The following is an 8,591-nucleotide window of genomic DNA, read 5'->3' as shown; positions in this document are numbered from 1 at the left end:
CATCAAGAGAGGCGAGGGGGCGGCCCTTGCAGCGGGGCCGGGCTGGGGGCATCATGCGCCGCCTTGCTGCCTGCCCGGAAAGACGCCCTCCCGCCATGCCCGACCTTCACAGTTTTGTCGCCTTCGGCCTGGTCGCGCTCGGGATGGTGCTGACGCCGGGGCCGAACATGATCTATCTCGTGTCCCGCTCGATCAGCCAGGGGCGGGTCGCGGGCCTGATTTCGCTCGGCGGCGTGGCCTTGGGCTTTGTGGTCTACGCGTTGTGCGCGGCGTTCGGCATCACGGCTTTGCTGCTGGCGGTTCCTTATGCGTATGACGCCCTGCGGTTTGGCGGCGCGCTTTACCTGCTCTACCTCGCCTGGCAGGCGGTGAGGCCGGGCGGGCGCTCCGCTTTCGCCTTGCGCGACCTGCCGAAGGATTCAGGCCGCAAACTCTTCGCCATGGGGTTTGTCACCAACCTGCTCAACCCGAAGATCGCCGTGATGTACCTGTCGCTGCTGCCGCAATTCATCGATCCGGCGCGGGGCGACGTGCTGGCGCAATCGCTGCTGCTCGCCTTCACGCAGATTTCCATCAGCATCACCGTCAACGCGATGATCGCCGTCATGGCCGGCTCGATCGCGTATTTCCTCGCCCATCGTCCGGGCTTCGCGGTGGCGCAACGCTGGCTGATGGGGACGGTCCTGGCGGGGCTCGCCGTCAGGATGGCGACAGAAGCGCGCCGCTGAAACGGTTCATCACAAACGGAGGTCGACTTCAATGAGCGACGAAATCGTTTTCTACTACAATCCCATGTCGCGCGCGCAGATGGCGCGCTGGATGCTGGAGGAGGTGGGCGCACCCTATCGCATCGAGCTGATCGACTTCGAAAAACGCGAGCACAAGAGCCCCGAATTTCTCGCCATCAACCCGATGGGCAAGCTGCCGACCATCACCCATCGCGGCACCGTGGTGACGGAGACGGCGGCCGTCATCGCCTATCTCGCGGATGCGTTTCCGAAGGCGGGGCTCGCGCCCGCCATCGACGATCCGGCGCGCGGCTCCTATTACCGCTGGCTCTTTTTCGGCGCCGGCTGCATCGAGCCCGCTCTGCTCGACAAGATGTTCAAGCGCCCGGAGGTGGAACGCAAATCCGCAGTCGGCTACGGCTCCTACGAGGATGTCCTCAACACCCTGAGAAACGCCCTTGAAAAGGGCCCGTACCTGCTGGGAGAGAAATTCACGGCGGCGGACCTTTATGTGGGTTCGGAGATCAACTGGGCGATGATGTTCGGCGCCCCCGGCCTCAAGGGCGAGGCGGTGTTCGACGATTACGTGGCGCGCCTGACCGCAAGGCCGGCCTACAAGCGCGTCGCGGCGGTCAACAAGCCGGCGTGAGCCGCTGAGGGTCGATTTGCCCGCCGGAAAGGCTTATCGTCAGCCCGCAGGATGTTTTGAAACGACGCACGAGCGCGCCCATGCCTCGGTCGGACCACCACATCGAGCCGAGCATCCGATCGAGCGAAATCGAACGTGCGCGGCGCAAGTGCCCGGAGAACCTGGACTCCTACGATTGTGTGATGCCTTTCCCGACGTCAGCGTGTCGCAACTGCTCGGCATCGTGCCGGCGAGCCCCGATTATCTGCGGCGGTTCGGCGAGGGCTCGCTGAGGGCCGGGCTGCCTGCCTGAGACGATCGATCCCGCCGCCCGTTCCAAGCGGCACGAGGCGGCAATTCAGTCGCAACCTTGCAACGGCGGAGAAAGAGGATACGTATCTCATCCCGCCGTCTTCCTGATCGGTTAGTCCTGCCGCATGCATCCCGTCATATCCGTCTCCCGACTTTCCAAAACCTATGCGTCCGGTCACGTGGCGCTGAAGGCCATCGACCTTGAAATCCGCCGCGGCGAGATTTTTGCGCTTCTGGGCCCCAACGGCGCCGGCAAGACGACGCTCATCAGCATCATCTGCGGGCTCGTCAACCCGACGGAAGGGTCGGTGCGGGCCGACGGGCACGACATCGTGCGGGATTACCGCGCGGCGAGGGCCAAGATCGGCCTTGTGCCGCAGGAACTGACCGCCGACGCCTTCGAGACCGTGTGGGCGACGGTGAGTTTCAGCCGCGGTCTATTCGGCCGGGGCCCCAATCCGGCCTATATCGAGAAGATCCTGCGCGATCTCTCCCTGTGGGACAAACGGGACAGCAAGCTCATGACGCTTTCGGGCGGCATGAAGCGCCGAGTTCTGATCGCCAAAGCTCTCTCGCATGAACCGCAGATCCTCTTCCTCGACGAGCCGACCGCCGGCGTCGACGTGGAATTGCGACGCGACATGTGGAACGTGGTGCGGGCTTTGCGCGATTCGGGCGTGACCATCATCCTGACCACGCATTATCTCGAAGAGGCCGAGGAAATGGCCGATCGGATCGGCGTGATCAGCAGGGGCGAGCTGATCCTCGTCGAAGAAAAGACCGCGTTGATGCGTCGCCTCGGCAAGAAGGTTCTCACGGTGCAATTGCCGGCGGCGCTCGCGCGCCTTCCCGACTCGCTCGCGAACTACCAGCTTGCGTTGTCGGAAGACGGCACGGAACTGGTCTACAGCTATGATGCGGCGATCGAAGACAGCGGGATCACGGCGCTGCTGCAGGATCTTGCGCGCGAAGGCATCGCTTTCAAGGATCTGCACACGGAGCAGAGTTCGCTGGAGGATATCTTCGTCAGCCTGGTAAAGGACAACCGATGAATTTTCACGCCATTCGCGCCATCTACGTGTTCGAGATGGCACGCGCCGGGCGCACGCTGCTGCAAAGCGTCGTGTCGCCGGTTTTGTCCACCTCGCTTTATTTCGTTGTCTTCGGATCGGCCATCGGTTCGCGCATGGCGGATATCGACGGCGTGAGCTACGGCGCTTTCATCGTGCCGGGATTGATCATGCTGACGTTGCTCATGCAGAGCATATCGAACGCCTCCTTCGCGATTTACTTTCCGCGCTTCACGGGCACGATCTACGAGGTCCTGTCGGCGCCAGTTTCGTTCGTGGAAATCCTCACAGGCTATGTGGGCGCCGCGGCGACCAAATCCGTCATCCTCGGCCTCATCATTCTGGCGACGGCGGCCGTTTTCGTTCCGTTGCAGATCAATCACCCGATCTGGATGCTGGGTTTTCTCGTTCTCACCGCCGTCACGTTCAGCCTGTTCGGTTTCATCATCGGCATCTGGGCTGACGGGTTTGAGAAGCTGCAGCTGGTCCCGCTGCTGATCGTGACGCCGTTGACCTTCCTCGGCGGCAGTTTCTATTCCATCGACATGCTGCCGCCGCTCTGGCGGACGGTCACGCTCTTCAACCCGGTCGTCTACCTCATCAGCGGGTTTCGCTGGAGCTTCTACGGGGTGTCCGATGTGAGCATCGGCGTCAGCCTGACGATGACGCTGGCGTTCCTGGCCCTGTGCCTGATCACCGTGTGGTGGATCTTCAGGACGGGCTACCGGCTGAAATCGTGAGCCATCGTTCTCGATACGCTTGGCGGTTTTGAGCTTCGAGCCGCCACCGGCGACAGGAGGATCCTGCTCTTCCGGACTAAGGCAAGCTCAAACGGGGTGTTTGCCCGGAATTTCGTCCCGGACGCGGGATTTTTCGGCGGCGAGCGGATAAATTGGACCGGTGACCATCCGGAGGCTGACACTTGGGCCTTGGAATCGACGGAGATCGGCAATGATCCGCTTGGTTGGTGTCCTGGTCGGCGTAGCCATCGCAGCGGGCGCGGTGGCGCAATCCAATCCGATCGCTGAACGCAAGGATCTTATGAAAGCCAACGGCGCGGCCACCCGAACGGCTACGCAGATGGTTCGTGGCGAAGCCCCGTTCGATCTGGCGAAGGCGCGGGAGGTTTTCACCGGCATCGCCAGCCGGCTGGAGCGTTTCCCCGAGCTGTTTCCCGATAACAGCCGCACCGGCGGAGAGACCCGCGCCTCCCCGCGGATCTGGGAGGATATGGCGGGCTTCCGCGCGGCGGCGGCCAAAATGGTCCGGGACGCGAGCGATGCCGCACGGGCGACGACCGATGCTGCTTCCTTCCAGGCGAGCCTCCAGAAGGTCGGGGCCAACTGCAACGCTTGTCACGAGACGTATCGCATCAACCCGCCGTGAGCAGGCTCATGGTGCAGAAGGGCGATGTGTCAGCGTCTGAAGTGTCGAGAGAATTTCTTCCCGCGTGCAAGGTTTCATGACCCAGGGGGCGGCGGCGAATTCCGGCGCGATGTCGGGCCGGCGGGGATGTCCGGAATAGACCATGAACGGAATCTGGCGCCGGACCAGTTTTCCCGCAAGCTCGGTGCAGGCGCCATCTTTCAGGCTGTAATCGAGGATGGCCACCTGCGGGGTGTGTGTCCGCAGCCACTCGAGCGCATCGGCGCTGCTGATCATCGGGCCGACGACGTCATAGCCCGCTTCCTCGAGATAGGCTTCGATCGAGAGTGCGATCAGCACCTGATCCTCGACGATCAGGCAACAGGGATTGGACGAAACGGAAGGCACGCGGTCGGACGAAATTCCGGTCAAGCTTTGCAATAGACGCCCTCCCGCTTGCGGATCACTGCACCCGTCAAGCCACGATGATACTGCCTCCGCAAAAAAACAATGCGAATCGCGTGCTGGTTCAAAAACGTGACTTGGGCGCCGTTGCGGTCTTAGCGGGCGCGAAACGTTGCATCGGTCCAGTCGAGCAAGCCGTTGAGGAAACGTGCGGCGGCCGGCATGAAATAGCTGCCGGTGTGATAGAACGGATCGAGCGTCGTCACGATCATTCGCCCCTTGCCGCTGGCGATTCCGGGGTGATCGTAAAGGATCGACCCATCCGGCCCACCGCCGGCTTCCGGCGCGATCGTCACCAGCGGGATGGCTCCTGCGGGCGGATGAAGCAGACCATGGAAATGCCAGATCACGTCTTTTGAGGTCACATGCTGGAAGATCTCGTGGTCTAGCCCCGGTACGCGATGTCCGGGATCGGTGCCGCGATCCAGCCACCACCAGAAATTGGTCGGGACGAAGGTCCATTTGACGCCGGGCGCCCAAGTCTGCGCCTGGTTTTCTCCCAGCACGATCAGGGTCCCGCCGCCAGCCAGATAACGATGGAAGATGCGCCGCTTCGCGCGCAGCACCGTCGGGCTAATCCTGTCCGCCACGATCAGCGCCGAGACACCCTCGAGATCGTCCTCCACCAGATCGGGCGCATAGATCGCGCGGTCGAACCGGTGCCGGAAGCGATCGCCATAAATCACATCGTGGTGGTAGTACGAGCCGCCGTCCAGAACCGCGACCGTCATGATTTCTCTCCGTGAAACGGCACGCGCAACCAATCGAGCAATTGCGGCGCCATCCGCGCGGCGCTGGTTTCGGAATCGAGATAGCCCCAGAGATCCGCCCCCGCATGCACGAGCAGGCGGCCGCCGCCGGCAGGGCGATGTTCGAAATCGACAGGGTGCAGGTCGGCGCCGAGGCCGTGGATGACCTGCGCGCCGCCCGGCGGTTCATGCGAGCCGCGACCGTAAAAGCCGGAAACGCCGCGCCGGAAGGTCAGATCGGCGGTATCGACGCCTTCCCAGACAGGATGCGCCGATATGCGCTTCACCGCGAGATCGGCGACGCCGTAATTCGCGATTGGACGATAGGTCGATACGTCCGGAAGAAACGGAGTGGCCATGTGCCCGCAGAACACGATCGTGCCGCCGCCGGCCAGATAGCTGTCGATCTGGTTTCGGCGAGTAGCGAGATAACGCTGATCGACGTGGAGGCCGAGCAGCAATCCGCGGTAGCGACGAAGCTCGGCGCGTTCGAGTTCGTAGAGTGGCAGCACATCGATGCGAGAGCCGAGATCGGGGCGCTTCATCAGAATGTCGACTCCGCCCTCCGTCTGCTCGCAATCGAGAAGCAGTGCGTCGATCATTTGATTTCGAACGCCCCGGGCGCGATCAGGTCGGCCTTGATATCGATGGTCTTCTTCAGCATTCCGGCCGAGACCATGAAGGCTTGCTCGTCGTTGAGATTGGCCACATCCCGATCGGACATGCGCGGCGAGAAGTCATAGAAGGTCATCATCCGGCGCGCGTCCTCGATCGAGATCTTCTGCTCGTCGGCTGCGAGTTGAAGCGCCTCGTCCGGATGCTCCGCCATGAAATCCATCGCCTTGCGATGCGCCGACAGATAGGCCTGGACGAGATCGGGATGGTCGCGCAGAAACTCCCCGCGCACGCCGATGACCGTTGTGGGTGCGATGAGGTTCTCGCCGGTGACGAGAATGCGGCCGCCCGATTTTTCGACGACGAGGGCGTTGTTTCCCGCAAGCGTCGCAGCGTCGACCTTGCCGGCAAGCAACGCTGCCCGCGCCGCGCCAAGATCCATGTTCACATGTTCGACGTCGGCGAGCGACATGCCGTGTTTGGCAAGTGCTGCGGCGAGCAATTGATGCAACGTCGTGCCTTTCGGCCCTGCAATCGCCTTGCCCTTGAGGCCGGCAATGTCGGCGGGTCCGTTCGCGCCCGTCATGACATTGAACGCTTTGGGGCTTCGGCTATAGGCGCCGATAACCTTCACGTCGGCGCCGTTCGCCTTGCCGAGGATGGCCGACGTTCCGCCGAGCACGCTTGCGATCTGAATCTCGCCGGCCGCGAGTGCCTGCACCTGTTGCGCGCCGGATGTGATCTCGGGGGATTCGATGCGAACATTGTAGGGCTTGAAGGCTTCCTCGAGGTAGCCCTTCGCACGCATGACGATGGATGGCACGTTGAACGGCGATGCCACATAGGTGATGCGCACGACCTCCGGCTTGTCCGCCGCGTTGACGATCTGCGCCGGCATCACCGTGAGAGCGATGCCGAGGATGGCGCGCTGCAATAGTTTCGTCACGATATCTTCTCCTTGGGAACGGCGATGGAAAGGGGTGGCTGAAGCGGCACGACGTTGCCGTGATGAAAAGCTGCCGGTGCCGCGAGTCGCTGCAGGACGCGGCTTCGGATCGAGACCACGTCGGAATCGGTGGGCTCTCGCGGATGAGCGAGCGGAACGGGAATGCGATCGACGACCCGGCCTTCGCTCATGTGCAGGATCACATCGCCGAGCACCACGGCCTCCTCGACATCGTGAGTGACGAAGAGAATGGTCGGCTGCCTTGTGCGCCAGATCGCTGAGAGTTCCTGCTGCAGGTTGCGCCGCGTGAAAGCGTCGAGGGCGGCAAAGGGCTCGTCGAACAGCAGGATGTCGGGCTTCATCGCCAATGCGCGCGCAAGGCCCACACGGCTTGCCATCCCACCTGAGAGCTGATCAGGCTGCGCGTCGCGAAACGCCTTGAGGCCGACGAGGTCCAGCACCTCCGTCACGCGGTCGTCGATCTCGGATTTCGGCAGCTTGCCGATGAGACCGAACGCTATGTTGGCCTCGACATTCAGCCACGGCATCAAGCGCGGCTCCTGGAACACGCTTCCGATCGTCGGGCGTTTTTCATGCGCGTAGCGGATGGCTCCGGATGTGGGCTCCGTGAGGCCCGCCACAACCCGCAGCAGCGTCGATTTCCCGCAGCCGGACCGACCGATGATGACCGTGAAGCTGCCGCGCGCGAGCGCGAGATCGACCTCGGCGAGCGCCACGATCTCACGGCCGCCGATGGCAAAGGTCTTTCCGAGGGCGCGTGTTTCAAGCAAGACGAAGTTCCGTGCGGGCTGTAAGCCAGGGCGCCTGCCGGCCGATGAGGGCGCGAATGCCGACATCCGCCAGCATCCCGAGACATCCGATGACCAGGATTCCGACGAGCACGATATCCGTCCGCGCGAGGTTCTCCGCATCGACGATCATGTAGCCAAGGCCGGCCGAGGATGCGACGAGTTCGGCGCCAACCACGGCGCGCCAGCCAAAACCGAGCGCAACCCGCAATCCGACGACGACGGAGGGAAGGGAGGCAGGGAGGACGACGCGACGGATCAGCGCGAAGCGATTCAAATCGCAGGCGCGTCCGACCTCGATGAGCTTCGGGTCGCATTGCGCGATGCCGCCGATGACACCGAGGAAAATCGGGAAGAAACACGCAAGGACGATGACGCCGATCTTCTGCGCCTCGCCAATGCCGAGCCACAGGATGAGAAGCGGCATCATGGCGAGCGGCGGGATCTGCCGCACGAAATCCAACAGCGGTTCGAACGCCTTCCGCAATCCGCTCGAAACGCTGAACACAAGCCCGAGCGGCACCGCCACCGCCACCGCCAATGCGTAGCCGAGCAGGATGCGGCGGATGCTGACGAGCGCGTTGTGGATCAGCGTGCCGTCGCAAAGCGTCTCCCAGCCCGTCGCCAGAACCGTGGCGGGCGAAGGCAACAGAAAAGGCGACACGATCCGGCTGGCTGAGGTGATCGACCAGAGCAGGATCACGAGGATGAACACAAGCATCCCCGGAATATTCAGGCGAAATTTCATTTGGGTGATGGCCACTTTAATGGCGTGACCGTTAGTTAAGTCGATCCGAAAAGGCAACACATCAAGTAAAAATTAGAATAAGAATAGTTCTAAACTGGAAGTGTCTTAATATTATAGCGGCTGCGAGGCGAGCAGGATGGTCCGAGGGGCTGGCAG

11 protein-coding genes are annotated in these 8,591 nt (G+C 62.6%); 5 read left to right on the top strand and 6 right to left on the bottom strand.

Translation table 11 applies throughout. The annotated features are described in order from the left end of the window. Window positions 1-95: 95 nt before the first annotated feature. The 5 genes from FEZ63_RS23250 to FEZ63_RS23230 all read left to right on the top strand — a co-directional run bounded on the left by FEZ63_RS23250 (window position 96) and on the right by FEZ63_RS23230 (window position 4,124). Window positions 96-728 (top strand): LysE family translocator, encoded by a 633-nt coding sequence (locus FEZ63_RS23250; protein ID WP_150949482.1) that lies wholly within the window; start codon window positions 96-98, stop codon window positions 726-728. 31 nt (window positions 729-759) lie between these two features. Then, window positions 760-1,377, top strand: a complete 618-nt coding sequence (locus FEZ63_RS23245) for a glutathione S-transferase family protein (RefSeq protein WP_150949480.1) — start codon at window positions 760-762, stop codon at window positions 1,375-1,377. A gap of 416 nt (window positions 1,378-1,793) precedes the next feature. Next, on the top strand, window positions 1,794-2,720 hold the full coding sequence (locus tag FEZ63_RS23240; RefSeq protein WP_150949478.1) for an ABC transporter ATP-binding protein: 927 nt from the start codon (window positions 1,794-1,796) through the stop codon (window positions 2,718-2,720). Then, window positions 2,717-3,478 carry an ABC transporter permease gene (locus tag FEZ63_RS23235; RefSeq protein ID WP_150949476.1) on the top strand — a complete coding sequence of 254 codons (762 nt, stop codon included), beginning with the start codon at window positions 2,717-2,719 and terminating at the stop codon, window positions 3,476-3,478. Before FEZ63_RS23240 ends, FEZ63_RS23235 begins: the two co-directional genes overlap by 4 nt. 211 nt (window positions 3,479-3,689) lie before the next feature. Then, entirely contained in the window at window positions 3,690-4,124 is a 435-nt protein-coding gene (locus FEZ63_RS23230; RefSeq protein ID WP_150949473.1) for a c-type cytochrome, read from the top strand. 6 nt (window positions 4,125-4,130) lie between these two features. On the opposite strand, the gene FEZ63_RS25060 is transcribed toward FEZ63_RS23230, so the two are convergent. From FEZ63_RS25060 to FEZ63_RS23200, 6 genes are all read right to left on the bottom strand, one after another. Continuing rightward, the gene (locus FEZ63_RS25060) at window positions 4,131-4,544 is read right to left on the bottom strand and encodes a response regulator (RefSeq protein WP_162419831.1); all 414 of its coding nucleotides are present in this window, start codon (window positions 4,542-4,544) and stop codon (window positions 4,131-4,133) included. 119 nt (window positions 4,545-4,663) lie between these two features. Beyond that, the gene (locus FEZ63_RS23220) at window positions 4,664-5,299 is read right to left on the bottom strand and encodes a hypothetical protein (protein WP_150949469.1); all 636 of its coding nucleotides are present in this window, start codon (window positions 5,297-5,299) and stop codon (window positions 4,664-4,666) included. Beyond that, the gene (locus tag FEZ63_RS23215; RefSeq protein ID WP_150949467.1) at window positions 5,296-5,919 is read right to left on the bottom strand and encodes a hypothetical protein; all 624 of its coding nucleotides are present in this window, start codon (window positions 5,917-5,919) and stop codon (window positions 5,296-5,298) included. The genes FEZ63_RS23220 and FEZ63_RS23215 overlap by 4 nt, the downstream gene beginning before the upstream one ends. Continuing rightward, window positions 5,916-6,878, bottom strand: coding sequence for an ABC transporter substrate-binding protein (locus FEZ63_RS23210; RefSeq protein ID WP_244622953.1), 963 nt, complete (start codon window positions 6,876-6,878; stop codon window positions 5,916-5,918). The genes FEZ63_RS23215 and FEZ63_RS23210 overlap by 4 nt, the downstream gene beginning before the upstream one ends. Then, entirely contained in the window at window positions 6,875-7,669 is a 795-nt protein-coding gene (locus tag FEZ63_RS23205) for an ABC transporter ATP-binding protein (protein ID WP_162419830.1), read from the bottom strand. The genes FEZ63_RS23210 and FEZ63_RS23205 overlap by 4 nt, the downstream gene beginning before the upstream one ends. Continuing rightward, on the bottom strand, window positions 7,662-8,435 hold the full coding sequence (locus tag FEZ63_RS23200; RefSeq protein ID WP_150949463.1) for an ABC transporter permease: 774 nt from the start codon (window positions 8,433-8,435) through the stop codon (window positions 7,662-7,664). The genes FEZ63_RS23205 and FEZ63_RS23200 overlap by 8 nt, the downstream gene beginning before the upstream one ends. Window positions 8,436-8,591: the final 156 nt, after the last annotated feature.

The organism is Microvirga brassicacearum, assembly GCF_008757455.1.
Taxonomy (GTDB): Bacteria; Pseudomonadota; Alphaproteobacteria; order Rhizobiales; family Beijerinckiaceae; genus Microvirga; species Microvirga brassicacearum.
Note: the sequence above shows the minus strand (reverse complement) of the source record. Positions and strands in the feature narration are given on the sequence as shown.